Source organism: Marinobacter sp. KM021, from assembly GCF_050707965.1.
GTDB classification, from domain to species: Bacteria; Pseudomonadota; Gammaproteobacteria; order Pseudomonadales; family Oleiphilaceae; genus Marinobacter; species Marinobacter shengliensis.
In genome coordinates this window covers 170,058-194,733 of sequence record NZ_CP136129.1, presented here as the reverse complement: position 1 = coordinate 194,733, position 24,676 = coordinate 170,058, and the positions used below count along the sequence as shown (strand labels likewise).

Annotated in this window: 25 protein-coding genes and 1 CRISPR repeat array; of the genes, 11 read left to right on the top strand and 14 right to left on the bottom strand. The window is 56.7% G+C overall.

The genetic code is table 11. The features are described from left to right. Positions 1-52: 52 nt before the first annotated feature. From RVM24_RS01020 to minE, 5 genes are all read left to right on the top strand, one after another. On the top strand, positions 53-331 hold the full coding sequence (locus tag RVM24_RS01020) for a DUF1244 domain-containing protein (protein ID WP_058091762.1): 279 nt from the start codon (positions 53-55) through the stop codon (positions 329-331). Further along, entirely contained in the window at positions 331-693 is a 363-nt protein-coding gene (locus RVM24_RS01015) for a HopJ type III effector protein (RefSeq protein WP_072677923.1), read from the top strand. The genes RVM24_RS01020 and RVM24_RS01015 overlap by 1 nt, the downstream gene beginning before the upstream one ends. A 23-nt stretch (positions 694-716) precedes the next feature. Continuing rightward, positions 717-1,481 (top strand): septum site-determining protein MinC, encoded by a 765-nt coding sequence (gene minC / locus RVM24_RS01010; protein ID WP_286922223.1) that lies wholly within the window; start codon positions 717-719, stop codon positions 1,479-1,481. A gap of 64 nt (positions 1,482-1,545) precedes the next feature. Further along, positions 1,546-2,358, top strand: coding sequence for a septum site-determining protein MinD (gene minD, locus RVM24_RS01005; protein ID WP_061332318.1), 813 nt, complete (start codon positions 1,546-1,548; stop codon positions 2,356-2,358). A gap of 3 nt (positions 2,359-2,361) precedes the next feature. Continuing rightward, positions 2,362-2,613: a cell division topological specificity factor MinE gene (gene minE / locus RVM24_RS01000; protein WP_061332319.1), complete on the top strand. Its 252-nt coding sequence runs from the start codon at positions 2,362-2,364 to the stop codon at positions 2,611-2,613. Positions 2,614-2,627: 14 nt separating this feature from the next. On the opposite strand, the gene RVM24_RS00995 is transcribed toward minE, so the two are convergent. Then, the gene (locus RVM24_RS00995) at positions 2,628-3,635 is read right to left on the bottom strand and encodes a DUF2804 domain-containing protein (RefSeq protein ID WP_431474815.1); all 1,008 of its coding nucleotides are present in this window, start codon (positions 3,633-3,635) and stop codon (positions 2,628-2,630) included. A 137-nt stretch (positions 3,636-3,772) separates the two neighbouring features. Here RVM24_RS00995 and RVM24_RS00990 point away from each other — a divergent pair, with 137 nt between their 5' ends. From RVM24_RS00990 to RVM24_RS00980, 3 genes are all read left to right on the top strand, one after another. Beyond that, the gene (locus tag RVM24_RS00990) at positions 3,773-4,504 is read left to right on the top strand and encodes an START domain-containing protein (protein WP_374815640.1); all 732 of its coding nucleotides are present in this window, start codon (positions 3,773-3,775) and stop codon (positions 4,502-4,504) included. 104 nt (positions 4,505-4,608) lie between these two features. Beyond that, positions 4,609-5,100 (top strand): CBS domain-containing protein, encoded by a 492-nt coding sequence (locus RVM24_RS00985; RefSeq protein ID WP_072677927.1) that lies wholly within the window; start codon positions 4,609-4,611, stop codon positions 5,098-5,100. Between the two features lie 24 nt (positions 5,101-5,124). After that, a complete protein-coding gene (locus RVM24_RS00980) occupies positions 5,125-6,510 on the top strand; it encodes a PhoH family protein (protein WP_431474814.1) in 1,386 nt (461 codons plus the stop codon). Positions 6,511-6,512: 2 nt separating this feature from the next. On the opposite strand, the gene RVM24_RS00975 is transcribed toward RVM24_RS00980, so the two are convergent. Next, positions 6,513-7,520, bottom strand: a complete 1,008-nt coding sequence (locus RVM24_RS00975; RefSeq protein WP_374815637.1) for an AraC family transcriptional regulator — start codon at positions 7,518-7,520, stop codon at positions 6,513-6,515. 90 nt (positions 7,521-7,610) lie between these two features. Here RVM24_RS00975 and RVM24_RS00970 point away from each other — a divergent pair, with 90 nt between their 5' ends. From RVM24_RS00970 to RVM24_RS00960, 3 genes are read left to right on the top strand one after another with little or no spacing between them, the layout of a single operon-like run. Beyond that, positions 7,611-9,224, top strand: coding sequence for an FAD-binding dehydrogenase (locus RVM24_RS00970; protein WP_286920575.1), 1,614 nt, complete (start codon positions 7,611-7,613; stop codon positions 9,222-9,224). 4 nt (positions 9,225-9,228) lie between these two features. Then, complete coding sequence (locus RVM24_RS00965; RefSeq protein WP_374815634.1) at positions 9,229-10,416, top strand: L-lactate dehydrogenase; 1,188 nt, start codon at positions 9,229-9,231, stop codon at positions 10,414-10,416. Continuing rightward, positions 10,413-12,071, top strand: coding sequence for an acetolactate synthase large subunit (locus RVM24_RS00960; RefSeq protein ID WP_286920573.1), 1,659 nt, complete (start codon positions 10,413-10,415; stop codon positions 12,069-12,071). The genes RVM24_RS00965 and RVM24_RS00960 overlap by 4 nt, the downstream gene beginning before the upstream one ends. Positions 12,072-12,075: 4 nt before the next feature. Here RVM24_RS00960 and RVM24_RS00955 read toward each other — a convergent pair whose 3' ends face one another. The 12 genes from RVM24_RS00955 to cas3 form a co-directional block, all read right to left on the bottom strand. After that, the gene (locus RVM24_RS00955; RefSeq protein WP_286920572.1) at positions 12,076-12,300 is read right to left on the bottom strand and encodes a hypothetical protein; all 225 of its coding nucleotides are present in this window, start codon (positions 12,298-12,300) and stop codon (positions 12,076-12,078) included. Positions 12,301-12,529: 229 nt separating this feature from the next. Continuing rightward, positions 12,530-13,159: a DUF2931 family protein gene (locus tag RVM24_RS00950; protein ID WP_286920571.1), complete on the bottom strand. Its 630-nt coding sequence runs from the start codon at positions 13,157-13,159 to the stop codon at positions 12,530-12,532. Continuing rightward, on the bottom strand, positions 13,149-14,891 hold the full coding sequence (locus tag RVM24_RS00945) for a type VI secretion system PAAR protein (protein ID WP_286920570.1): 1,743 nt from the start codon (positions 14,889-14,891) through the stop codon (positions 13,149-13,151). Before RVM24_RS00945 ends, RVM24_RS00950 begins: the two co-directional genes overlap by 11 nt. A 176-nt stretch (positions 14,892-15,067) precedes the next feature. Then, a CRISPR array of direct repeats spans positions 15,068-16,216; the repeat unit is 32 nt; unit sequence GTTTCAATCCACGCGCCCGCGAGGGGCGCGAC. Positions 16,217-16,394: 178 nt separating this feature from the next. Further along, positions 16,395-16,688 (bottom strand): CRISPR-associated endonuclease Cas2, encoded by a 294-nt coding sequence (cas2, locus tag RVM24_RS00940; RefSeq protein WP_286920476.1) that lies wholly within the window; start codon positions 16,686-16,688, stop codon positions 16,395-16,397. A 12-nt stretch (positions 16,689-16,700) separates the two neighbouring features. Further along, positions 16,701-17,720 carry a type I-C CRISPR-associated endonuclease Cas1c gene (cas1c, locus tag RVM24_RS00935; protein ID WP_286920475.1) on the bottom strand — a complete coding sequence of 340 codons (1,020 nt, stop codon included), beginning with the start codon at positions 17,718-17,720 and terminating at the stop codon, positions 16,701-16,703. Further along, positions 17,717-18,343 carry a CRISPR-associated protein Cas4 gene (gene cas4 / locus RVM24_RS00930; protein ID WP_286920474.1) on the bottom strand — a complete coding sequence of 209 codons (627 nt, stop codon included), beginning with the start codon at positions 18,341-18,343 and terminating at the stop codon, positions 17,717-17,719. The genes cas1c and cas4 overlap by 4 nt, the downstream gene beginning before the upstream one ends. An 18-nt stretch (positions 18,344-18,361) precedes the next feature. Then, positions 18,362-18,586: a type II toxin-antitoxin system MqsA family antitoxin gene (locus RVM24_RS00925; RefSeq protein WP_286920473.1), complete on the bottom strand. Its 225-nt coding sequence runs from the start codon at positions 18,584-18,586 to the stop codon at positions 18,362-18,364. Then, entirely contained in the window at positions 18,587-18,874 is a 288-nt protein-coding gene (locus RVM24_RS00920; protein WP_374815629.1) for a DUF4258 domain-containing protein, read from the bottom strand. It lies immediately after the preceding gene. A gap of 52 nt (positions 18,875-18,926) precedes the next feature. After that, positions 18,927-19,799, bottom strand: coding sequence for a type I-C CRISPR-associated protein Cas7/Csd2 (cas7c, locus tag RVM24_RS00915; protein ID WP_286920472.1), 873 nt, complete (start codon positions 19,797-19,799; stop codon positions 18,927-18,929). Then, positions 19,796-21,583: a type I-C CRISPR-associated protein Cas8c/Csd1 gene (gene cas8c, locus RVM24_RS00910; RefSeq protein WP_286920471.1), complete on the bottom strand. Its 1,788-nt coding sequence runs from the start codon at positions 21,581-21,583 to the stop codon at positions 19,796-19,798. Before cas8c ends, cas7c begins: the two co-directional genes overlap by 4 nt. Next, the gene (gene cas5c, locus RVM24_RS00905; RefSeq protein ID WP_286920470.1) at positions 21,580-22,239 is read right to left on the bottom strand and encodes a type I-C CRISPR-associated protein Cas5c; all 660 of its coding nucleotides are present in this window, start codon (positions 22,237-22,239) and stop codon (positions 21,580-21,582) included. The genes cas8c and cas5c overlap by 4 nt, the downstream gene beginning before the upstream one ends. A gap of 8 nt (positions 22,240-22,247) precedes the next feature. Continuing rightward, positions 22,248-24,536 (bottom strand): CRISPR-associated helicase Cas3', encoded by a 2,289-nt coding sequence (gene cas3, locus RVM24_RS00900; protein WP_286920469.1) that lies wholly within the window; start codon positions 24,534-24,536, stop codon positions 22,248-22,250. Between the last annotated feature and the right edge of the window lie 140 nt (positions 24,537-24,676).

Here is a 24,676-nt window from a genome sequence, read left to right as displayed (position 1 = left end):
AGAGAATGTCAGGAACCCCAACATCAAACCGGAACGTCATCTGCGAGGCCCCATGACCAACCCCATACCCGAGTCTGACCGCACTGAGATCGAAGCCGCTGCTTTCAGGCGCCTGGTGGAGCATTTGCGCCAGAATACCGACGTGCAGAACATTGACCTGATGAACCTGGCGGGCTTTTGTCGCAACTGCCTGTCCAAATGGTACCGGGCAGAAGCACAGGAAAGGGGCTTTGAGCTATCCGATCCGGACGCCCGGGAAGAAATCTACGGCATGCCTTATGAGCAGTGGAAAGAAAAATATCAGATTGGTCCGAAGCAGGATCACAAATAATGAACATCAATGAGACAGTGCGCATCCACCTGGCTTCCCTCGACGCGGGCCACGCCAATTTTGATGACACCCTGGCGCTGATCGACCAGCATTTCGAGTTTCAGCCCACGGGCTTCAACAATGGCCCGCTGAGAAACGATGCCGGTGAAAATGCCGGTTCCTGCCGGGTGTTCGCACTGGGCCAGTACTGCAACCTGAGCGAGGCGGATACCCTGAACCTGTTTGCCCAACACTATCAGCAGGTGCTGGGCGACCCAACCGGCGACAGCCATGGCAACATCCGCCAGTTCATCAGCACAGGCTGGTCTGGCATCCGGTTTGATCAGCAGCCACTGCGAGCCCGCAACGAACCCAACCAGTAAGCCACCAGGGAAGACACTGATTCATGAGCGATACCGCCGCCTCCGGGCTAAAACAGAGTTTCCAGCTGAAAAGTGCCTCTGTTTCGCTGACAGCCCTGGAACTTTATTACTTCGACAACGACGAGTTCGAAGCCAATCTCCGGGACAAGATCAGCCAGGCTCCGGGATTTTTCAAAGATATACCCCTGGTGATCAGCCTGGAGAAATACGAAGGGCTGGACAGTGAGCTGGACTTCTTCAAGATGATTGGTACCTGCCGCCGCCATAACATCCATGTGATCGGCGTTCGTGCCGGCAACGACGACCAGCGCCGCCTGGCACGCGGAGCCTCACTGGCGCTGTTTCCCGGCAGTAGCTTGCGCGAACAGGCGCAGGCCCGGGCGCAACCTGATGAGGCCACCAAGTCGGAAGCCGAGACCTCCAGCCCCGCTGACGTTCCCACCAGCGAACCGGCGCCGGCCAAGATCATCAGCCAGACCGTTCGCTCTGGCCAACAGGTCTATGCGCCGGAAGGGGACCTGATCATTCTGGCCCCGGTTCAGGCCGGTGCCGAAGTGCTCGCCGCGGGCAATATCCACGTGTACGGACCACTCAGGGGGCGCGCGCTGGCAGGCATCCACGGAGCTGAAACCGCCCGGGTATTCTGCCAGTCACTTGAAGCAGAGCTTGTGTCCATCGCCGGACACTATAAAATCTCCGAAGATCTTCAGGACAATGGCTGGAAAAGCGCTGTGCAGATCCAGCTCAGGGACGACCTGCTGGTGGTGACGCCACTGGACAAGGCCTGATGTTGTGACAGCCAATAACAACGTTGAAGACATGACGAATCCACTGCGAAACAGGAACTGAACCTTGGCTAGAATCATTGTCGTTACCTCAGGAAAGGGCGGCGTTGGCAAGACCACCACCAGCGCCTCAATCAGCACCGGCCTTGCCAAGCGCGGCCACAAGACCGTCGTAATCGACTTCGATGTGGGCCTGCGCAACCTGGACCTGATCATGAATTGTGAGCGCCGCGTGGTCTATGACTTCGTCAACGTGATCCAGGGCGAAGCCACACTCAACCAGGCGCTGATCAAAGACAAACGGGTAGACACGCTGTTTATTCTGCCCGCCTCCCAGACCCGTGAGAAAGAAGCACTGACTAAAGACGGTGTGGAAAAGGTCATCAACGAACTGTCGGAAACCTTCGATTACATCGTCTGCGATTCCCCGGCGGGCATTGAACATGGCGCTCTGATGGCCCTGTACTATGCCGATGAGGCCATTGTGGTCACCAACCCCGAAGTTTCCTCCGTACGGGATTCCGATCGCATTCTGGGCATCCTCCAGAGCAAGTCGCGGCGCGCCGAGATGGGACAGGACCCGGTCAAGGAACACCTGCTGCTGACCCGCTACAACCCTGACCGGGTAGAACGCGGCGAGATGCTGTCGGTGACCGATGTCGAGGAAATTCTGGCGATACCGCTGTTGGGCGTGATCCCGGAGAGCCAGGTGGTACTAAACGCCTCCAACCAGGGCCTGCCAGTGATTCTGGAAGACCAGAGCGATGCCGGCCAGGCCTACGACGACGCCGTTGCCCGGCTTCTGGGAGAGGAGCGGGAACACCGCTTCATGACCTCCCAGAAAAAAGGTTTCTTCTCACGGATGTTCAAAGGGGGCTAAGGGATGAGTTTTCTGGATTATTTCCGAAGCAAGAAGACCAACACTGCGAGCGTTGCTAAAGAACGGTTGCAGATTATCGTGGCCCACGAACGGGGCCAGCGTGACATGCCGGATTACCTGCCGCAGCTCCAAAAGGAGCTGCTGGACGTGATTCGCAAATATGTCCAGATCAGTGACGATATGGTTCAGGTGGACGTGGACCGTAACGAAAGTTGCTCGGTACTGGAACTGAACGTCACCCTGCCGGAAAAATAATCGCTGCGCCCGCCTTACCAGCGGGCATAGTGGTCTTCCATCAGTCCCCGCAGCCCGTCTACGGGGACTGACTGGCCCGCCTCATCTCTGACCGTTCCCCGGAACGTGCCCACAAACTGCCGGAAATTGGAGGCAAGCACGCCAGCGTTCAGGCGTTCCTTGCGCGAGCCTGCAGGCTCAAAGCTCAGGTCCACCAGGCCATCCTCGGTGGTAACCCGCCAATCGGCACCCGGCCGATACCGGTCAAATTCGAAGCGGGCGGTGCCCAGCTTCACACACCGGCCATCCAGCCACAGGGCGTTCTCGGTCATCCCGGTTTCATTCACACCGGCCGCCAGATTAAGCCCCACAGACACCCCTCGCTCCGTTACCCCGGCCAGACAGGCCCAATTCCAGGCAGTTTCCCGGCGCATGAAGCCACAACTCCAATCGATAGAGCCGCGGGTTTGCTCATCACAGCGCCATACCTGCTGGCCCCAACGCACCTCCCCCTCAACCGGAACCCCGGCCGATTTGCGGGTAAAAACCCAGCCATTGTAGCCCGCCGGGCAGACCAGCCTCAGGGGTTGATCGGTGTCTTGCAACTCCAGGTCCACCTGAATGTTACCCGGCGCCGTCACCCGGATGTTGCGGCCTCCGGTGGCCGGCTCTATGGCCAGCGACACGTCACCTTTGCGGAACCGGGCATGACCATGTTCAGGATAGGGTTCAATATCGGTGTGCCGGGCCAGCGGCTGCATGAACGACTGCTCAAACATTTGACCGCTTTCAAAATCAAACAGATAGAAAAAACCGTTGCCCACCAGTTTCAGGTCAACAATCGCCATGCCGAACACCCAGCCCGGCGCCATGACACTGACAAACTGGAACTGGTTGAACCGCCAGCGCCGGGCCAATCGGGACCGGGGCCGGTCCATGACCGTCCGCAGGTCAAAATCCATGTAGTTAATGGTCTCAACCGGCTGTTCCAGCACCCCTGGTGCAATTCTGCCCTTGGCATCAATCAGGTTCTTCTTGTTCATAATTACCGTCAGATCAGGCCATTCATAAGTTGTAGCGCAACAGTACGCTACCTGGTTCACAATCCCTTATTCCTGCCGAAAAGCAGAAACCGGCTCCATGTTAGACTCAGCACACCTTCATCACGGAAGTGTAGCTTATGACAATAACCAGAGCCCATGGCTTCAAAGGCATGGTGGCGGGCGTACTGAGTACACTCATGTTTCTGACCCTGCCGAGCCTGGCCAGTGACCACCCGCCTCTCCCGCCAGAGGATGCCCGGGAGTGGACCCTGCGCAAGGAAGTCGACAACATTCGTATTTACACCATGGACCAGAGCAATTCCGGCTTTCAGGCCTTCAAGGCCGTGGCCGATCTGGACGTTCCCCTGGAAAACCTGATGGCAGTGATGATCAATCCCGAATCCTGCAAGGAATGGGTCCATAACTGCACCGAATCCTATGCCTTTGGCCAGGGCGACTTCCACGATCGCTACGCTTACTCCGTTAACGATATGCCTTGGCCGGTGACCGATCGGGATTACGTGTTGCGCATACGCACCCGGGGCAACGGCGACACCGGTGAAGTGGTGATGGACCTGAATGCCGTGCCGGGTATGCGGGCGGAATTCAACAGCCGGGTTCGGGTTGATCGCTCAGACACCCTTTACCGTTTCACCCCGAACGGCGACAAAACCCGTATGGTCTGGGTTCAGCACACGGAACCCAACGGAGCCCTCCCCGGTTGGCTGGTGAATAATCTGCTGGTCGACATTCCAGTGAAGTCCCTGCAAGCGCTGGAGGCCGTGGCCAAAGAAGACAAGTATCAGGGCTACCAACTTGAATGGGGCGAAAACGGCAATCTCCAGGCGGTCGTCCCCGCTGACCGCTGACCAACCGAGACCAAGGGTTGATCAAGACACAGAGACAGGGGTGACGGACAGCCAAGGAACGGCTAAGCTTCATCAAAAGGACTGCAAATGGAAGAAGCCCACCAATGAGCGTTCTCGCCCATGAGATCATGACCCCGACCGTTAAAGCCGTACCGCACCACTGGACCATGGACCGGCTGGCGCGTTTTCTGACGGACAACGAAATCACCGGCAGCCCGGTAACAGACGACAACGGCGATATTATCGGCATCGCGACGCTCAAGGACATCACCGAATTCCGTTGGAATGCGACTCGCTCCGAGGGCCAGCCCAGCCTGACCCCGGAAGAGCAGGAAGAAGCCCGTCGACTGCGCATGGTCATCTTCGAGGAAATGGGCAAGGTGCCGGTTGAAGTGCGAGATATCATGACCCCCATCGTACTTTCGGTTGACGAAGATACCCCGGTGCGAGACATTGCCAATATCATGATGCGCGAACACCTGCACCGTATTTTTGTCACCAGGGACTCAAAAATTACCGGTATCATAACCACTTACGATATGCTGAAGCTGATTTCCCAGAAGGAACTGACGCAACGCTGCGCCGAGAACGACTGAGCCACCAGAGAGGTAGCCCTACCTATGCCAAGAGCACCGCAAGCTCGCCGAAAAATGTACGTCCTCGACACCAACGTCCTGATTCACGACCCGAACGCCCTCCTGAATTTTGAAGAACACGACGTCATCATTCCGATGACGGTTCTCGAAGAACTCGACAGCCTCAAGTCCGGCAAACAAACCGTCGCCGCCGATTGCCGCCAGGCCATTCGCAACATCGACAAATTGTTGGGCGATGCCAGCCCGAAAGTCATTGAAAAAGGTGTGCCGATTGTTCGCGGTAAAAAGGCAGAGCCTTTGGGCACGCTGTCGATCATCATGAGCACCGAGGGCATCGGCAATCATTCCCTGCCGGAGCACCTGAACGACAACAAGATCATCAATACCCTGGCCGCCCTGCAGGCCCGGCACAAATCCCGCGACATTATCCTGGTCAGCAAAGACATCAACATGCGCCTGAAAGCCCGGGGCTTTGGCGTAGAGGCCCAGGACTACCACAACGACCAGTTGCTGGACGACATCGATCTGTTACCCAAAGGCTACAAGGAGTTCCAGAACTCCTTCTGGGATAACATCGCCAAGGTGGAAACGGTACAGCGTGAAGGGGTCACCGAACACCTGCTCAAACGCGAGGGCGAACTGGCCAGACTGAACATCAACGAGTTCGTGATTGATGAGCACGGGTTTGTCGGCCAGGTGGTGGACATCTCCGACGACCAGTTGGTGATCAAAGATCTGCACCAACACGACCTGATGAACGAGGAAGTCTGGGGGCTGGTGCCACGGGATATCTACCAGGCCATGGCCCTGCACCTGCTACTGGACCCAGATGTCCACCTGGTCAACCTGACCGGCTCCGCCGGCTCCGGTAAAACCATCCTGGCGCTGGCCGCCTGCATTGAAATGACCGTGGCCAGCAAGCTTTACAAGCGGATCATCGCCACCCGGTCTACCCAGGGGCTGGACGAAGACATCGGCTTTCTGCCTGGCACCGAGGCGGAGAAAATGGAGCCCTGGCTGGGCGCCATCGTGGACAACCTGGAAGCCCTGCACGAAGACGATGAGAACATGACCGCCAGCGTCGACTACATCCTCAGCAAAGTGCCGCTGCACTTCAAATCCATGAACTACATCCGCGGCCGCAGCTTCCAGCACAGCCTGATCATTATTGACGAGTCCCAGAACCTGACGCCGCACCAGATCAAAACCATCATCACCCGTGCCGGTAACGGCTCCAAGGTGATTTGCCTGGGCAACCTGGCGCAGATTGATACGCCTTACCTGAGCCCGCTAAGCTCCGGCCTGACCTACATGACCGAGCGCTTCAAGGGCTTCCGCCACGGAGGCCACATTCACCTGCAGGGTGTACCGAGGTCGGTGCTGGCGGAGTTCGCCGAAGCCAACCTGTAAGTCTAAACTGCCTCCAGCTTGCGCCAGCGCGCCGGGGGCATTCCGGTCCAACGGTGGAAGGCCCGGTAGAACGTGCTCGGTTCGGCGAAGCCGAGGGATAGTGCAATATCCGCCAGGGACTGGCGGGATTCTCTTACGGCCGCCAGGGCAAGTTCCTGGCGCACCTCATCCAGCAAGCTGTTAAACGTATAGCCCTGAGTCTCCAGCCTGCGCGCCAGCGTCCGCTCACTGATACCCAACGCTCCCGCTGCCTCTGCCCGACGGGGTAACGTTGGTCCGACACGGGCCACGAGCCATTGCCGAAGATCTTCTGCCGACACCGCGCCCTTTTCCAAGGCCGCCAATCGCCCGGCATTGTATTGCTCGTGTACCTGAGCCAGGGCCGGGTCTGCCTGTGGCAGGGGCTTGTCCAGCACCTCATGACTCACCAGCAGCCCGCTGAATGCCTGCTCAAAATCCACCGGGCAGCCAAACACCTCCCGATAACCGCGAACCGGCCCCAGCCGGGCCTGGCTGAACTGCACCCGCACCGGCCGCACCGCCGATCCCGCTATCCAGTCTGTCAGGCTGACCACCGCCGACAATACGGCCTCAATCTGGTGGGGACTGAACGCCAGCCGGCCCTGCCTTGGATGGTAGACAATCCAGGTACCCCGGCTACCGGGCAACATCTGGAAGCGCCCACCGTCGGAGATAAGACGCTGATACTTCTGCACCAGGGTAATGGCTTCACGCAGCGTCGCCGCACTCTGCATGGCGAAACTGACAGCATCAATACTGGCCGGGCGCACGCCCGTGCCCACTTTCAGGCCAAAGCCTGGATCGTGGGTACAGCGTTCGGCGGCGTGCCAGAGCCGGGTAATGAAATCGATGGGCCAGCGCTCCCAGGCCAGTGCCTGTGCTGGCAAGCCTGCAGTTTCGAGCAACACGGTGTCGCCAACCCCCAGACGGCGAGCGGCATCGATCACGGTGTTGACCCACCCCATGGAAACGGTGGCTTCTAAAGTCAATTATTCTGGCCTCTGAAGTCAATTCAGATCCGATCATAGCGTTATATGGTCTGTAACAACAAAACCAAAAACACATTTTGGACATGCACCATGGCAAAACCTGATTGCTCAGACATCCTGATTGCCGGCGGCGGCCTGGCGGGCATGGTTACCGCCCTCGAAGCCCTGCGGGCGGGCAAGACTGTTACCATCGTTGACCGGGACACCCCCGAACGCTTTGGCGGCCTCGCGTTGTGGGCCTTTGGCGGCATGGCGCTGATCGACACCCCGCTACAGCGGCGTATGGGAATTGCCGACTCCCCGGAACTGGCCCTTCAGGACTGGCTGCGCTTTGGTGAACTGGACCCCAATGATGAATGGCCCATGCAGTGGGCCCGCTACTACGTTGAACATTCCCGCTCCGAGGTGCACGACTGGCTCGCCAACGAGGGCATTAAATTCATGCCGGCGGTGAACTGGGTAGAACGTGGCCGGTTTGGCGATGGTAATAGTGTGCCCCGCTACCACGTCACCTGGGGCACCTCCCGGGAATTGGTGCGCTGCATGGTTAACGCCCTGCATGAGGAAAATGCCAGCGGCCGCCTCACCATTCATCACCGCCAACGGATCACCGGGCTGGACCATCAGGCGGGTGAGGTCTGTGGCGCCATTGCCATCAACGAAGAAACCGGCGAAGAGGTCCGGTTTGAGGCCGCCAATGTGGTGCTGGCCATGGGCGGCATCAACGGCAGCCACGCCGAATGCCGGGCCAACTGGCCCAAACATCGCCCGCAACCGGCCACCATGCTTAACGGTGCCCACCCGTTTGCCGATGGCAAACTGCATCACTGGGCCAAAGATCACCTGGGCGCGCGCATCACTCACGCCGGCGAAATGTGGAATTATGCAGCGGGCTTCCCCCACCCCTATCCGCATTTCCCGGGCCACGGCCTGTCTACCATTCCATGTAAATCCGCACTCTGGCTGAACCACCGGGGCGAGCGCATCGGGCCGGAGCCCCTGGTGACCGGCTTCGATACCCACTGGCTGTGCCAGCGCGTGGCGGAACAGGAAAAACCCTGGACCTGGCACCTGCTGAACCGGCGTATCGTCCTGAAAGAATTTGCCATCTCCGGTGCCGAACACAACGCCCGCATCCGGGACAAGCAATTCCCCCTGTTCCTGAAAGAACTGCTGCTGGGCAACAAACCACTGGTGAATCAGATGCAGAACGAAAGCCGGCACTTCCTGGTGGATGACACCCTGGAAGGGCTGGCGAAGAAAATGAACGCCCTGACCTGCTCTCTGGACATTGACGCTGCCACTCTGAAAGCCACCGCCGATGCCTTCGATGCCAATTTCAGCAAAGGCAGCCAGCTGAACAATGACCCGCAAATCCGCATGATACGCCACGCCCGCCAATGGGGCCCGGACCGGCTGCGTACCTGCAAACCGGCGCCACTGCAAAAACCAGGGGCCGGCCCCTTCATTGCCATTCACATGCAACTGACCACCCGCAAGAGCCTGGGCGGCCTGCGCACCGATCTGCAAAGCCGGGTGCTGGATGCCGGCGGCCAGCCCGTCCGAGGCCTTTACTGCGTGGGTGAAGCGGCCGGTTTTGGTGGTGGAGGCAGCAACGGCAAGCGATCACTGGAAGGCACCTTCCTGCCCGGTTGCATTCTGACTGCCCGGGCGGCCGCCCGTTCCATCACCCACGGAGGCTGACACCATGCCCCTGAGTTATCCGGCCACTGCCGCCGACTACCAGATCCTCGCCCGCCGTAAACTGCCCCGTTTCCTGGCAGACTATCTGGACGGCGGTGCCACCGAAGAGCAAACCCTGCGGGCCAATGTCAGCGGCTGGCAAGAGATCGCCCTACGCCAGCGTGTTCTGATTGATGTCGACAACGTAGACACCCGCGCCCAGCTGGCCGGCCAATCCTGCAGCATGCCAGTTGCCCTGGCGCCCCTGGGGCTGGCCGGCATGATGGCTCAGCGCGGCGAAGCCCAGGCGGTAAAAGCCGCCAATGCCGCCGACGTGCCGTTCACCCTCTCTACCGTTGGCATCTGCCCACTGGAAGAAGTGAAAGCCGCCGCCAGTGCACCCTTCTGGTTCCAGTTGTACATGATTCGTGACCGGGAGTACGTGGACACCCTGCTGAAAAAAGCCTGGAATGCCGGCTGCCAGACCCTGATTTTCACCATCGACCTGCCCCTGCCCGGCCCCAGACACCGGGACACCCGCAACGGTCTGGACAGCAGCGGTGCCCGTTCCGTCGCCCTCAAGGCACAGCAACTGCTGTCGCGGCCGGGATGGCTTTGGCAAGTGGCCATAAAAGGCAAACCGCTGACCTTCGGCAACCTGAGCGACGCGGTGCCCCAGGCCAGCAATCTGGATTCCTTCAAACAGTGGGTGGATACCCAGTTCGACGCCTCCGTTACCTGGCAGGCCATCGAATGGCTGCGGGAACGCTGGCCCGGCAAGCTGATCCTCAAAGGCATCCTGGAAGTGGACGATGCCAAGGCAGCCGTCAACGTGGGTGCCGATGGCATCGTGGTCTCCAACCACGGCGGTCGCCAGCTCGACGGTGTAGCCGCCACCGCCAGCAAACTCCCTGATATTGTTGCCGCCGTTGGTAAAGACACCGAGATCCTGGTGGATGGCGGCATCCGCAACGGCGTGGACGTTTTCCGCGCCCTCGCCCTGGGGGCCAACGGCGTGATGGTTGGCCGGCCCTGGGCCTGGGCCCTGGCGGCGGAAGGCCAGGCCGGATTAACCCGACTCCTGAACACTTGGCAGCAGGAACTGAAACTGGCCATGACCCTGACCGGCGTCACCCGAATTGCCGACATCAGCGCGGCCCACCTGGACCTGCCAAACACACACACATTGACCCAAGCTGGAGAACAACAATGACTAACGGCGCTCAGGCACTCATGAAAACCCTGGTGGATTCGGGTATTGAAGTCTGCTTTACCAACCCCGGCACCAGCGAAATGCATTTTGTCGCCGCTCTGGACAGCGAACCCAAAATGCGAGCGGTACTGGCGCTGTTTGAAGGCGTGGCCACCGGTGCCGCCGACGGCTACGCCCGGATGGCCGACAAACCCGCCGCCACCCTGCTGCACCTGGGCTGCGGCCTGGGCAATGGCCTGGCCAACCTGCACAACGCCCGCAAAGGCAAGGTGCCAGTGGTCAACATTGTTGGCGACCATGCCATCTACCATGTGAAATACGACGCCCAGTTGCAGTCTGACATCGAAACCGTGGCCCGCAACATCTCCCCCAATTTTGTGCGCACGTCACAAAGTACAGAAGCCCTTTGCCAGGACGCCGCCGAAGCCATTACTGCGGCCCGGGGTTTGCCGGGCCAGGTAGCCACGCTGATTCTGCCGGCAGACGTGTCCTGGGGCGAAGGCGGCAAACCTTGTGCCGCACCCACTCAACCGCAAGCGCCTGCCGCTGAAGATAACGCTGTTAAGGCGGCCGCCGAGGCCATTGGCAGCGGCAAGAAAACCGCCCTGCTGCTGGGTGGCCGCGCCCTGCGCGAGCCCGCCTTGCTGGAAGCCGCCCGCATTGCCGCCCACAACGGTGTCACCCTGTTTGCTGAAACCTTCCCGACCCGCATTGAACGGGGAGCCGGCCTGCCGCCGGTGGAGCGGATCGCCTACCTGGCAGAACTCGCTACCCTGCAGCTTTCCGAGTTCGACCATCTGATTCTGGTGGACGCCAAGGCGCCGGTATCTTTCTTCGCCTACCCCGGCAAACAGAGTTACCTGGTGCCGGACAACTGCACCGCGCATACCCTGAGCACGCCGGAACAGGATGCCACCGCCAGCCTCAAGAAGCTGGCCGATACCCTGGGTGCCAGCAGTGCCCAACCAAAGCTGCAGGCGTCTGGACGCCCCGGCCTGCCCAAAGGCAAACTCACCGCCGAAAAAGTTTGCCGGGCGGTGGGCGAACTGATGCCCGAGAACAGCATCATTGTGGACGAATCCATCACCTCCGGCCTGATGCTCAATGCCATGACCGCCGGCTCGCCAAGGCACGACATGATCACCCTCACCGGTGGCGCCATCGGACAAGGCATGCCGAACGCGGTCGGTGCGGCCATCGCCTGCCCCGACCGCCAGGTTTACGCGCTGATCGGTGACGGCACCGCCATGTACACCAACCAGGCCCTGTGGACCATGGCCCGGGAAAACCTGAACGTGACCACCATTATCTTCAACAACGCCTCCTACTCCATCCTGAACGTGGAGCTGGAACGGGTTGGCGCAGAAGAAGCCGGGGCCAAGGCCAAGTCTCAACTCGACATCAGTGGCCCGGTGACCAACTACGCGCTGCTGGCCCAGAGCATGGGCGTTCACGGCACCCGGGTGACCACCGCCGAAGAACTGATCAAAGCCATGGAATACGCCAAACACAACCCCGGCCCGCACCTGATCGAAGCGGTAGTGCCGGAATCCCTGAATGGCGTGAAAAGAAAGGTTCTGCCATGGCTGCTGAAATCGCTGCCGAGCCTGCCAAGGCCTCTGACCAAGGCGCTTAAGAAGAAGATTGCGCCCTGAAAGGCTAATTAGAAAGGGCGCAGCCACTGGAGAATGGCTGCGCCCTTTGGATCAATACATCTAATGCGTCGTCTCCCGGTGAATATCTATTACTCTCGACCCTTTCGCATGCAACCAGTTTTTCCTCGTACTTCTGTAATTTCAGGTCAATAGTTTTCTTGGCGAATTCTGGGCCTTCAGCCAAAACAAGCCCAGGGAAAAGAAGACAAATAATCATTACACGTTTCATTTATACACCTCCTGTGCAGCCGCTATAGTAAAGGGCGCGACGCCATGCCCCAAACCGGCCAGCCTTTCGGGCCTCCCGCCACGGACACGGCGAAGTCGTACTTGCGGGGTTCCGATGAACAGGCTGTGACTAAAAGCGACAGCAGGATAATCACCCTGATTCTGAGAACCGTGTTATTGCGCACTCACCTCTCCCAAATCACAACTCGGTTAACCTGAGAAGTTGCTTCTCAATTTCCTGCGTCGCCATCTGACTGACGAATCAACCACATCGGTGGCGGCGGAATGGTTCCCCTCTCCACGTGCTCGCCAGTTCTTACGTTGTAGCGGCCAGGATCTCCTTCAACGACTTCTCCCTTAACATTCTCGACCAACGGCGTGCTGAAATCGTGGCTGCGATCATAGTTGCAGGTAGAGCAAAAAGCTTTCCACCAGGCAAGAGCCTCCCCCTTACCCGAAAACCCAACAATCAGAGTATGACTGTAGTCCTCAAGCGGGTAGTCTCGATACCACTTGCGCAACTTGTCATCTAGGTCCTCCGGTAGCGATAGGGCAACGTCGTAAAACTTTTCAGTCCGGTGGGAGAACCAACGGGCATAGATTTCTCCCGGCGCCGGCTTGGGACCCAATACGGCCACACCGCCCATTGGAGGGTGTTGATCAAAGCCGTGTTCAATTCCACCAGCCGGCACTCTCCAGGATTGATCAACGATTACTTCTTCAACCCACACAGGCCACCCCTCGGGTCCTCCCGCAACAGATACAGCAAAGTCGTACTCGCGGGGCTCCGAGGAACAAGCTACAGCGAGGAACGAAAACAAGGTGATAAAGGTTGCCCTTAGGACCCTTTCATTGTGCACTTGCTACTCCTACCGAAGATGGTGTTATGGCTTTGTTCGGTTTGTTAGAGAAAACCGTGCGTTTGCCCGAGGACTCTGGGTCTAACCCAAATTTGTAGACACTATGGGAAGTATGGATAAACCCATACAGGTAATCCCTGGACGTTTCCAGCGAGCCTCCTGCCGACTGCCAAGACGCGATTGCTGACCGGAGGACGGAAGGTAATGCATGATCGATATCAGTCGGATCCAGTCCTCCCAATGGAACCCCCGCCTGCAAAGCTAATCCATGCATCCGGTGTAGGTTGTATATCGCCAGTTCCTTACGTGTACGCCTACGCTCCTGCACGTGGATATCGCCATTTGGCTGTGGCACCGCCACCACAGTCCGACCTGGTCGCGCGTACTTCGCCTCAAGTTGCGGAATGGCTGTGCGTTGGGTATGGCCGCCGTCCGCAAGACCCGAGTGAATGCCCAGAACGATCTTCTCAATATTCTCGAAACCCTTGTCTGGATTTTCATAACCGCCGCCCACATCGGAATGGGCACCCGGTACGGCTATTTCCGTAAAGTGTGATGGCCCATTACCGTTGTCATTCATAATACTGCTCAATGGGAAATTCTTGCGGATCTCATGATGGGCCGTAAGGTGCACAACCCTCTCAGCACTGCTAGGCGAAAGGTTCAGATTAAAGTCCAGGTTGGCGTTGTCTCCGGGTAGGTAAAAACTACCCACAGTGTCAAACAGGCCAACAAAATTTACCCGCACCTTCACACCAGACGGAAAAGCAGGTACGGGTGTAACGCCAACCATTGGGGAGAACAAAGAGGCACCCTTAAACTGGGGCAGCAGGACCGTTTCCGGTTGTCCATTGATCAGATTGACAAAATGCCGGGCCAGGGCCGCGCCACGGCTGAAGCCGAATACATCGAAGACCACTTCGTTGTAATCCCCAGCATGGATTTCATCTCGCATCCGCCTAATCGCAATCTCTATCCTGTCATGGCCCCCTTCCGGCCCAATGCCCAACCCCAGACCCATCAAATCCTCCGAGGCCTCAAAGCCATTCGGAGTGTGCTTGCCATCAATAGTACCCGGCCCACGAACATAGACCCTCCTGATATTAGTCGTCTCCCTGTAAAGGTCATACAACTTCGCCACATTCGTCACATCGCGGTTCGCCAGGATCTGGTCATTGCCCCGATGGTTGCCAGTGCCATCAAAAAACACCCCCAGGCGAAGGGTTTTGCCAGACTCGTCAATAGCCTTGGTGGCCTGAGAAGGGGTTGCGGCTGAGCCAGCCCCTCCACCATCGTGGCTGGACGTGCTACTGCGCAGCTGCGCGCCGGAAGAGGCCAGTGTGCCGTTTGTATGGTTTTTTGCTGTACTGGACTCTGAGTTCAAAGGCGCAGAGTGAGAATTTGCCCCCGAAACACCAGAGAATGGCAATGGCGCATGGGTATCGCCTACCACCACGCTACTGCTGCCAATGGTGACTCCACCACAGGAAATCGCACCACCGGTTGTGGCAACGGGTAACCCGTTAATGAAAACCGTGCTTGAACCGGAAGCGATAGTACGCGGATGAGGGGAATGCTTGGGTTTGGAGTGCGGGGCAAGTTGGTCACCTACCCGAGCGACAGGCTTGCCGTCGATGAATACATCCGGGGAACCATTGATTACCGGGGTGGGCGGAAAACCCTCATGGTCGGTACCTAGATCCCCCAACAGCACAACTTTCTTGCCGCTCATGGCTTTGCTCCTTGCTTCTTCCTTGATACCCCAATAATCCCGGGGCCCCTTGACGGGCAATCCTGCCCTTATGCCAGCTTTATTCAGATCGCATGTGTTCCGTATATACGCAAACTAGAGTGTATCAGCACCGCTCGGCCTGAAGGAAGCATCGTAAGCGTCCGGCCAGCCATGGGGGTTCAATCCACGCGCCCGCGAGGGGCGCGACAACCGACATCGACCGAGCCATTCAGGCCGGCGTGGTTTCAATCCACGCGCCCGCAAGGGGCGCGACCAAGAACAGAGCTTGACATAAGTGTTGATGGGAGTTTCAATCCACGCGCCCGCGAGGGGCGCGACTTCCTTCAGGTACATCTACAGATCCACTTGATCAAGGTTTCAATCCACGCGCCCGCGAGGGGCGCGACGGGTCACTTCGTTGGCGAAGCATAGACCCTTCAGGTTTCAATCCACGCGCCCGCGAGGGGCGCGACTATGGGCTTCCACCCATTCTTCAACCAACTTGGAGTTTCAATCCACGCGCCCGCGAGGGGCGCGACTTGTGTTTCAGCAATCCGCCAAAGCGGATTCAATGTTTCAATCCACGCGCCCGCGAGGGGCGCGACTGGGGGTGGATACCAGACCGATCTTCTTGTTGTGGTTTCAATCCACGCGCCCGCGAGGGGCGCGACGTCAGGTTCTCCGACTGGCGCAGTCGGTCGCAGTGGTTTCAATCCACGCGCCCGCGAGGGGCGCGACCAGGTCCAGGACCTGGCGGCCCTTGTGTTTGTAGTTTCAATCCACGCGCCCGCGAGGGGCGCGACGTGAGTGATGCGTAATCGTCTTAACGTTTACTGGTTTCAATCCACGCGCCCGCGAGGGGCGCGACCAAGAAGCGAAAGACATGTTGGCAATGTGGATAGTTTCAATCCACGCGCCCGCGAGGGGCGCGACCCCAGTCCGACATAACCAGGGCGCTGGCTGAGCAGTTTCAATCCACGCGCCCGCGAGGGGCGCGACCTCGACGAATTGGAGCGTTGCGAGGATTCTGATGTTTCAATCCACGCGCCCGCGAGGGGCGCGACGGGGCGCCACGGCAATCCTTGTTGTAAGTGGTTGGTTTCAATCCACGCGCCCGCGAGGGGCGCGACGATGGCCGGAGCATCGAGAGATGCAGCGGCAAAGTTTCAATCCACGCGCCCGCGAGGGGCGCGACGTTCGCTGCCCAGAATCCATTGCTCAATTCGGTGTTTCAATCCACGCGCCCGCGAGGGGCGCGACGAGCCGGACGACGGCGACTGCATTGAGGTGCACGTTTCAATCCACGCGCCCGCGAGGGGCGCGACCGCCCTATCCTAACCGACTGAATCCAAAGCGGCCACTCCTCGGGTTCCGCTAACATGAGCACGCATTATAATTTTCTTGCTATTCATTAGATGCGCAAATACAAAAAGGCCAGGTGCCGCACAGGCCCTGGCCTTTCGCTAACGTTCCAGCTTTTTAATGAGCACTACCGGTTAGCGATCACAAAATCATCGCGTCCCGGAAAATATCCGGAGCCGGCTTCGCTCCATGATGTTCAATTCGAGTTTTCCAGTTCTTACCGAGTTTGTAGAACCTCAGGCTATCCTTATCTTCATCATACAAGCTCAGTAATTCGTCCCTGAAAAACGTCCACTGAGCTGGATCAACCTCACATTCAAACACTGAATACTGAACACGCACCCCATAATCGAGACACGCCTTTGACACTCGCCTTAACCGACCGGGGCCCTCCGGGTCTTCCATCGAAATATCGTAGGTAACCAGTACCATCATGGCATAGCACTCCTATCGGATGACACAAGGCGGGTATCTTTCAAGATCTTTTCTGAGGTGACGGGCAAGCAGCATCGCCTGAATATGCGGAACGATTCCTACCGGCACCTTCTCTTTGAGGAAGGGATGAATCACTTCCTGCTGCTTGCGTTCCTGATAGCTCACAAGTAGCGTTTTCCTGGCATCGTCTGACATCCTGACCGCTCCCGAGGACTCAGTGACGAAATCAGTTGCTCTCAGCTGTTTCCGGTTTATCAGGCTCAGTACGAGCCTGTCCGCCAGCCATGGCCGGAATTCTTCCAGCAAGTCCTGTGCGAGACTGTCACGACCTGGCCGATCGGCATGCAAATAACCTACTTGAGGATCTAGACCCACACCGTTAAGTGCAGCACTGATATCCTGGCCAAGGATTGAGTAAACAAATGACAACAACGCATTAACCGGGTCACGTGGCGGCCTTCGATTTCTGCCTGAGAAAGCAAATTCCTCACGAGCGCCCTTGTTAATCAATTCCTCAAATACAGCAAAATATTGTGCAGCGGCGTCCCCTTCAATGCCTCTCAAGGAGTCGAGATTATCGACATACTTTGCTAGCCGGATTGAAGCGGCAAGATGCTTCACCGTCCTGCCCAGAGATGCTGACTCCCCATGATTGCGCTGATGTCTGAGTAGCACATTCCGGCAACCAACCAATTTTGCAGCGACCACGGAGCGGGCGATTTCAAGGCTTGTTGATTCATCAGCATTGTACTGAGCCCGCCTGAGGAGCACGTTGCCTGATTTCTTTCCCTGTAGGCGCCCATAAAAGCGGCCATATTCAGTAAAGAATGCCAGATTTACTCCCTTCTCCCCGCAGAACCCCATCAGGGCTGGGGAGACGAGGACGTTTCCAAAACAAAACAAACCGGAGACCGAGTGAATCGGCACTTGCATGAGTTTCGTGCGCTCATGCTCTATGACTACGGTTTCACGCTCTTTGTGCACATAAGCACCTTGCCGGGTGACGTAAAGACTGTTCTGGAGCTTTTTCACTGGCGATCCACCTCGTCAAACAACTCATTTACGTACCGTGTGCTTCCGTCATTTCCAAGCAGTTTCGGGTTGCACAGATCGTATAACGAGCAGGAGTCACACTTCTTCTCGTAAACTGCTTTAGGGGTCTGACCGCTACGGAGCAAGTTGCGCACTTCAGTAATGACAGTCAGCGTCTCTTCCCTGAGCTCATCTGTAAATGCCACCTCATCCCGGTGACGGGTTTGCCAATACCAGAGCGCTCCTGAGAGCACCGGCTGCGACCTCATTTCCTCAAGGCACAGACCCTGGGCACAAAGCTGAATCCGGTCCCAGCTCTCCCGCTTGGGTTTGCCTCTTTTATACTCGACCGGTTTCATCATCCCGGTTGATAGCTCGATTTCTACGAGATCCAGCTTTCCGGTGATCCCGAGCGATTCCGCGCTGACCAACACACCCCGCTCATAGCGAATACCCTTGCGGGTTTCCGGCTCACCCCGATCCACCCGCTGGTGCAAAACCTGCCCTTGTGCCGTCAGCCAGTTCTCTGCCCACACCTGTTCGTTGTGAATCAGAGCACATTGGCGGGGGCAAAAGGCATAGTGCTGCAACGCAGAAAGCGGAACGAGTTTTTCATCCTGCATAATCAGGAAACCCCTGGCTCAGGCAGCGAACTGAATCACTTCTACCTCATGGTTCTGCTTGATTGCCTCTTCCGCCATGCTCAGAATCTTCGCGGAGATCGCATCATCGAGGTAGTACTCGCCACAGTTGTCACAAATCTCAGCAGGCACATTTTTGACAACAATGGTTGCCTCCCCTCGTGTCATTGTGACCGTAGTGGTGCCAGGATAGGTTTCGCCGTTTTTACAGATTGCGCATTTCATTCAGTTTCTCCTGGTTTTGAAGTCTTCATTCCAGATGTCCGGTGATGGCACATAAGCAGTTATCACGTAACACTCATTGTTCGCCTGATTCTGTGCCACGACAACATGAACAGGCTTATCGTCTACCCACCCCAGGCGCAATTCACTCGGGTGGGGTTTATCGTCAGGATAGTCCGTTATCGTTTCCCCGGTCTGTATAGTGAATATGACCTCTTCAGTAGACAGCGATCTCTCGAACATGCGCCTGAGCGCATGGCCGCTGAACTTGACTGACGTACATTGTTTCATCCCTGAAGTACTCTCCCTGATATCGATACTGAATGAGGCAGTCAGCTCCGGGCTAGTCCAGATACTTGATCAGTTGCACACCCTTCGGCATTTGGTCCTCTTTGATTGTAACTTCGTAGTCGCTGAAATCCCTGGCCGGCCCTTCAGACTTCCGCTTAACGTCAACCAGCTCAAACAACTTCCTGGCAGGCGCATTACCAAGCGCCGAATCATGCTTGAATACCAGCAATGCACACGGCGACATTTCGCCCCGGCTGGCTGAGCGGTCATGGTCAAGCATGTTCACTAACGAATCCCAGAAAAGCTCCAGATCCTCTTCGCTGAAACCGGTCTGGTTCGCCAGATTCGCCGAGATGAATCCGTGACAACGGTACAAGCCATACGGGATTGTGAACTTCCGCCCCATTGTGCGGTTATCACCGCTTTGAGCCTCAGCTTCTTTCTCGGTCGTTACGGCCATTCTGGTGATACTGTGTTCGGCGCTGACAACCGGCTCGATACTTCGGGCAAAATTCATTTGGACCGGGCCTCGTACCTGACCGGTGTTCACTTCGGTAGACATGACCGCACCAAACGTACGGATATCGAAGAAGTTCTGGCACATCCACTGAGTGATTTTTTTGGCATCCTCTTCTTTTTTCGGCAGTTTTTTGGACTCAGGCTTAAGCCCCAGTTCCTTGTACGCTTTCAGGTTATTATTATTCAACACCGCCTTTTCTTTGATGTAGATTTCGAACGGAGGAGTTTCTGCCTTCACCATGCCAACATAGTTCCTGACCTTGCGCTTGAGGCATACATCGGTCACCAGTCCTTGTCCAGTTTCAGCATCCACGCGCGGCAAGTTGCCAGCATCTGGATCTCCATTGGGGTTACCATCTTTTACATCAAACAGGTACACAAATTCATAACGGTTGTTCAGGCTCATGCTTGGACTCCTTCTGATTCATTATGCGCTGGTTCTTTTGAATGCTTGGTAAATAACGCCTGGCGTTGGTGGTAGTAACCAATGGCGAACAAACCCTGATCCTCCAGATTGAGGTGTGCGGGGAAGTCGTTGATATCCGCCATGATCTCCGCAATACGCTTCTCGGCGACGACTCGCTGCCCCTGGTGTGGAAGTTTCTTTAGGTGATGCGCATGCAACCGCATCAGCGTTCCGAAAACAGATTTCGGATTGCAGCTGGCACTGCTGTAGTAACGATCCCGGATACCCGCGTTCAGTACCGGATTGGCATCCGATTGCAGCTTTTCCAGCACGGCAAACAGACAGCCAAGGCGGTAACCAATCCGCTTTTCTTCAGGGTTATAGGCCATGGTCACTTCCTTATTGGTGAGGTTCTGATGACGATAAGAGCGGTTCAGAAAGGCTTTGATCAATCGCGCACGATAGGGTGTCACATCGCCCTGCTCTGCTTTGATTCGCTTGATGACACCCTGCATAAGACTCGCTGGCAGCGGTAATCCCATCAGGATGGCCCGCACTGTTTCCCCGACCAGATGGGGCGGCAAATTCTCATCCTTTCCCAACAATGCCGTTGATCGAAGCAGTGGTTTCAAAGGCGGGTAGTCCGCGTTCCTGCTGACGATTTCAATATCCCGGAACCACTGGGCTAGTTGTTTGCTGAATTCCGCCACGGTGCCAACCTGCCAGAACCGGACGGCTATGCGAGCTGCGTTGGGGGATAGTCCGAGAAGGTAAAAGCGATTCGTACCATCCCCTTCCAAAAATGCGCCGGAGTAAACACTTTCGAACAGTTGCCTCACCGCTCTGACACCCCTATCAGGGTCATCCTTGGGGGTATCGTTGAAGAATGATGGCAAGCTGTCTTCGAGGAAACTCTCTCCCGATGACCACCAAACCACCGATGTCTCATTTAACTGTAACCTCTGAGGGCTGCTGGTACGCAGCAGTTGATTAAGAGCGGTGGTGTACTTGAAGGCGGCTTCCTCGCCTACTGGCGCGTTATTACCTTTATCTTTGCCCCAGGAATTGAACGAGTCGATATTAAAAGAAACAATGTTCGCGCCGGCCATCTGGGCTCCCCACACACCTTTTACCGCAGGGTGCAGGCGAGCAATCTTGGTTTTTTCGCCAGTAACCAGGCAAATGCCATCCTGATTTTCATTGTCCAGGGGTTGCTCTGCGATCCATTGGCGAACAGCAGGTGACTGGCAGACGAGGTGGTTGTCAGAACTCAACTGGAAGGTGAGATTGCACCCCGAGATCTTCAGGCATTCCTGAAATTCCGGTGCCTGCCGGACTTTCGCTTTCTCGGCTTCGTCGTGAAGGAATGCATGAACGGCCTGACCGCCCTCGTCATCCGGTATCTCTGTTCGAAGACGGTCTACCAGATCAATGAAGGCCTGGTGCTGCTTCCCGGCCATGTCGACTTCTTTTGGACTGGGCTCTATACCTGGTTTGGAAACCTTGGGCTGTTCCAGTACATATCCGACATGGTCCCAGAGGCAGTAGGCTGTTTCGTAGGATTTGGCACCGCTGCGCTTTACACCTTGCGGTACCGTGAAAGCCTTGGCTACTGGCTTACCCTTCTCCTGAAACTCTCGGGTGTCCTTTAACTGAACAAACTTCCCTTCAGGACTAAGGACTATGACAAACGGAATTTCTTTCTTTTCAAATCCCACGGGCGGCAGCGGGCTTCCCGCCGTTTTCTTCCGGTCGTAGTACTCACACAGTGCCTGAAGAATCATCCCCTCACCTCCGGGCTGTTGCGGTCAGGCACGGCCACAACGCCATCCCGCATATGGGCTCGAAAAAATAGGGGCTGGGGAGAGGCGGGTTCCTCGTAATCCAGGTCATACAACATGAATCCAAGGTCAGATGACTGCTTAATTGGCTCCGGTCCATCCGCAGCATCGACTAAAGCGAAATCACAACTAAACTCACGGCAACCAAGGTAAGGCTGGTTGAAACATTGACCCTTCTCGGCGCGGCGACGAAACATATCCGCAAACTTGGCAGCTGAATCCTGCGGGCCGGCCTTATCCGTCATTTGAAATTCGGCATGAAGTCGGTATCGCACATCTTTCAATAACAGGCTCGCACGCTGCTGGCGCTGTTCGTCAACATAAATTCCCAGATGCCCTTCCCCGCTGGTCATTGCCGACTTGGCCGTGCGAGTGGATACAATAGATTCCACTTCGTTGCGCCTCAGGTTCATCCATTTGATCGGATTCAACACCTCGATCTTTGTAACCTGCCACTGAATCGCAGGTTTCCACAGAATAGCCTCAAAAATGGCTCTGGCCGACGACGGGGTAATCACGTCATAGCTCACCCGCTCTACCTTCATCTCAGGCCTGGTGAAACAGGCAAACTCTCCACTGACATCCAGGCAAAAGCCCATGAGCCCTCCTATATAACGGTTGATTCGGCGGGGATCAGGCTATCCGGTGCCTGGACACCCCAAACCGGGTGGTAATGACTGGATTCAACAACAAATTTACCGGCACGTTCGTAGATTGCCCCCATGCCATGCAACTGCTTGGCGAGCGACTCCGGCAATGTGACGCTGTATCTCTGTAATTTCCGGTGAACCCACTTCTGCGAACCATCCTGCTCCAGCATCGACAACCATTGATCGACAGGTGGCTCTTCAGCCCCTTCCGGACGGAAAGGAACCACCACACCAACACCCTTATCATCGATCAGTCGGAACTTCTCTGCCGCCGCACGGAACTGGATCGCCAACGGTGCATCCGACGAACTCTCCGCCTTCAATAGTCTGCAAATCCCATGTTTGTCACGATCTCCTTGTGTATTGAGATCACTGAAGAATGCCTGTATCGCCTGCGGGCTGAGCGGGTCATTCAACTGACCGCTTCTGAGCAGTTTGAGGGTCACCTGTGCTGCTTGCCTTAGGAAACCGGGAGGCGGCAACTGCTCGGGCTGGAACACAACAACACGGCCGTTATTCGGAAGCCGCCCCTCACGATTGCAGCGGCCTGCCGCCTGCGCGATGGAATCCAGGCCAGCGATGGCCCGGTAAACTACGGGGAAATCGACATCCACACCGGCTTCAATCAATTGGGTGCTGACGACTCGCAGAGGTCTGTCAGATCCAGTCTTGCGCTCAGACAGTTTGTGACGAATCTCCGCCAAGACCTGGGACCGGTGCTCCGCGCACATATTGGCGGATAGGTGATACGTGTCGCCGTTTTGAGGAAGAAGCTCATAAAGCGTTCTCGCATCCTGACGCTTGTTAACCACAACCAGCACACAATCTTCTTCCGCCAATTGGTGAGACAAGCCCTCCCAGGATAATTTTTCGTCCGGATCGGATGGCATCTCGATGCTTACGCGCTTCAATTGGCTAGCCAGTGCGGCTGGTTTCTGGATTATTTCCCGAATATTACCGAGACCGGTATGGAGAACGCTGCCAAATGCATCGACCTGCTTTCCAAGATCCGGTTGTGTCGCCGTGCAGAGCACCCAGGTAACCCCAAAATGCTCGCTCATCTGCCGCATTACCCGCGTAATCGGTTCGTGAAAATCTCGTGGAATCTGCTGGGCCTCATCGAGTACCACAATACTGTTCACCAGGTTGTGCAATTTCCGACAACGGCTGGTTCTGCTGGCAAACAGGGATTCAAACAGCTGGACGTTGGTGGTAACAATCAATGGAGCATCCCAGTTTTCTGCAGCCAACCTTGATCCCGCACTCTCCAAACTGGGATCAACATCCAGACTGCTATGATGCTCTAGCACAGCTTCCTCGCCCAGAACCTGACGGAATACGCCCGCGTTCTGCTCAATGATGCTGGTGAAAGGGATGGCGTAGATAACTCGCGATTTACCATGTTTTCTGGCATGTTCCAACGCAAACCCTAGACTGGCGAGGGTCTTTCCACCACCGGTGGGAACCGTCAAGCTGAATATCCCCGGCGACTCAGCAGCACTTCGTTGGCACGCATCAAAAATCGACTTTCGAGTACGATTCAACGGGGTGTCCTCTGCCGCTTTCTGCAACTCATTCATGCGCTCAAAGAACACTGAATGTAGGTCAGGCAGTCGCGGCAATCGTCCTCTCTGGTTCACCCGCTCAGGTGCCATGTAGCTTTCGGTATCCAGAAAATCGGCATCCACCAGACACGAAAACAGCAGCCGCATCCATAAGCCGATTGAATCTGTGTTCCTGGCAGGCTCCGGAATATCCGGCTGGTGCGCAGTCAAAAGGTCCTTAGGAATGGCCGCCTCCATGGCCTCAGAGTACTCTGGCCCCGACTCTCGCAAGCGAAACTGAAGTGAGCCACGACCTCCAGACCAGTCCGGCAACCCTGCGTGATGCCCCGCAATCAGATAAGCAGTGACGTAGCCCGGCACGGATGGCCATTGATTGATCGCATGAACCGCTCCTGCTGTGGAATGCGTCACCCTTTGCGGGCTTTCTACGTGGGCGTTTTCCCGTTCATATCCGGACGCATCGCGGATGTATTTCTGGAAGGCACCACGATACTTGCCCAGATCGTGCCAAAGTCCGGCAGCCATGCCCCAGCCCGAAGACTGAAACGTTCCCGCTTTTGATGCACTGAGCTTTGCTACTTTGCGCAAATGCTCCTCCAGGCGATGCGGTTCATGCCAATCGCCTGCGTAATCATCTTGCTTCACATGGGCAACATAACCGAGGTTATTCATTCCAGTCATCGAAACCTTTACTTGTTATAAGGATCCCAGCCTAAATCAACCGCTGCCCCAACCACTGCACCACTGAAAAAATCCTCAGTAGATTTCTGCCATTCTGCGAACCCTATCCGCCACTTCACACCTGAGGCTTTCCGGCGCAT

Excerpts from the sequence above, each read along its gene's own strand:
- RVM24_RS01020 (WP_058091762.1), top strand. The coding sequence starts at position 53 with ATGACCAACCCCATACCCGAGTCTGACCGCACTGAGATCGAAGCCGCT.
- RVM24_RS01015 (WP_072677923.1), top strand. The coding sequence starts at position 331 with ATGAACATCAATGAGACAGTGCGCATCCACCTGGCTTCCCTCGACGCG.
- minC (WP_286922223.1), top strand. The coding sequence starts at position 717 with ATGAGCGATACCGCCGCCTCCGGGCTAAAACAGAGTTTCCAGCTGAAA.
- minE (WP_061332319.1), top strand. The coding sequence starts at position 2,362 with ATGAGTTTTCTGGATTATTTCCGAAGCAAGAAGACCAACACTGCGAGC.
- RVM24_RS00995 (WP_431474815.1), bottom strand. The coding sequence starts at position 3,635 with ATGAACAAGAAGAACCTGATTGATGCCAAGGGCAGAATTGCACCAGGG.
- RVM24_RS00990 (WP_374815640.1), top strand. The coding sequence starts at position 3,773 with ATGACAATAACCAGAGCCCATGGCTTCAAAGGCATGGTGGCGGGCGTA.
- RVM24_RS00985 (WP_072677927.1), top strand. The coding sequence starts at position 4,609 with ATGAGCGTTCTCGCCCATGAGATCATGACCCCGACCGTTAAAGCCGTA.
- RVM24_RS00980 (WP_431474814.1), top strand. The coding sequence starts at position 5,125 with ATGCCAAGAGCACCGCAAGCTCGCCGAAAAATGTACGTCCTCGACACC.
- RVM24_RS00970 (WP_286920575.1), top strand. The coding sequence starts at position 7,611 with ATGGCAAAACCTGATTGCTCAGACATCCTGATTGCCGGCGGCGGCCTG.
- RVM24_RS00965 (WP_374815634.1), top strand. The coding sequence starts at position 9,229 with ATGCCCCTGAGTTATCCGGCCACTGCCGCCGACTACCAGATCCTCGCC.
- RVM24_RS00960 (WP_286920573.1), top strand. The coding sequence starts at position 10,413 with ATGACTAACGGCGCTCAGGCACTCATGAAAACCCTGGTGGATTCGGGT.
- RVM24_RS00955 (WP_286920572.1), bottom strand. The coding sequence starts at position 12,300 with ATGAAACGTGTAATGATTATTTGTCTTCTTTTCCCTGGGCTTGTTTTG.
- RVM24_RS00945 (WP_286920570.1), bottom strand. The coding sequence starts at position 14,891 with ATGAGCGGCAAGAAAGTTGTGCTGTTGGGGGATCTAGGTACCGACCAT.
- cas2 (WP_286920476.1), bottom strand. The coding sequence starts at position 16,688 with ATGATGGTACTGGTTACCTACGATATTTCGATGGAAGACCCGGAGGGC.
- cas4 (WP_286920474.1), bottom strand. The coding sequence starts at position 18,343 with ATGCAGGATGAAAAACTCGTTCCGCTTTCTGCGTTGCAGCACTATGCC.
- RVM24_RS00925 (WP_286920473.1), bottom strand. The coding sequence starts at position 18,586 with ATGAAATGCGCAATCTGTAAAAACGGCGAAACCTATCCTGGCACCACT.
- RVM24_RS00920 (WP_374815629.1), bottom strand. The coding sequence starts at position 18,874 with ATGAAACAATGTACGTCAGTCAAGTTCAGCGGCCATGCGCTCAGGCGC.
- cas7c (WP_286920472.1), bottom strand. The coding sequence starts at position 19,799 with ATGAGCCTGAACAACCGTTATGAATTTGTGTACCTGTTTGATGTAAAA.
- cas8c (WP_286920471.1), bottom strand. The coding sequence starts at position 21,583 with ATGATTCTTCAGGCACTGTGTGAGTACTACGACCGGAAGAAAACGGCG.
- cas5c (WP_286920470.1), bottom strand. The coding sequence starts at position 22,239 with ATGGGCTTTTGCCTGGATGTCAGTGGAGAGTTTGCCTGTTTCACCAGG.
- cas3 (WP_286920469.1), bottom strand. The coding sequence starts at position 24,536 with ATGACTGGAATGAATAACCTCGGTTATGTTGCCCATGTGAAGCAAGAT.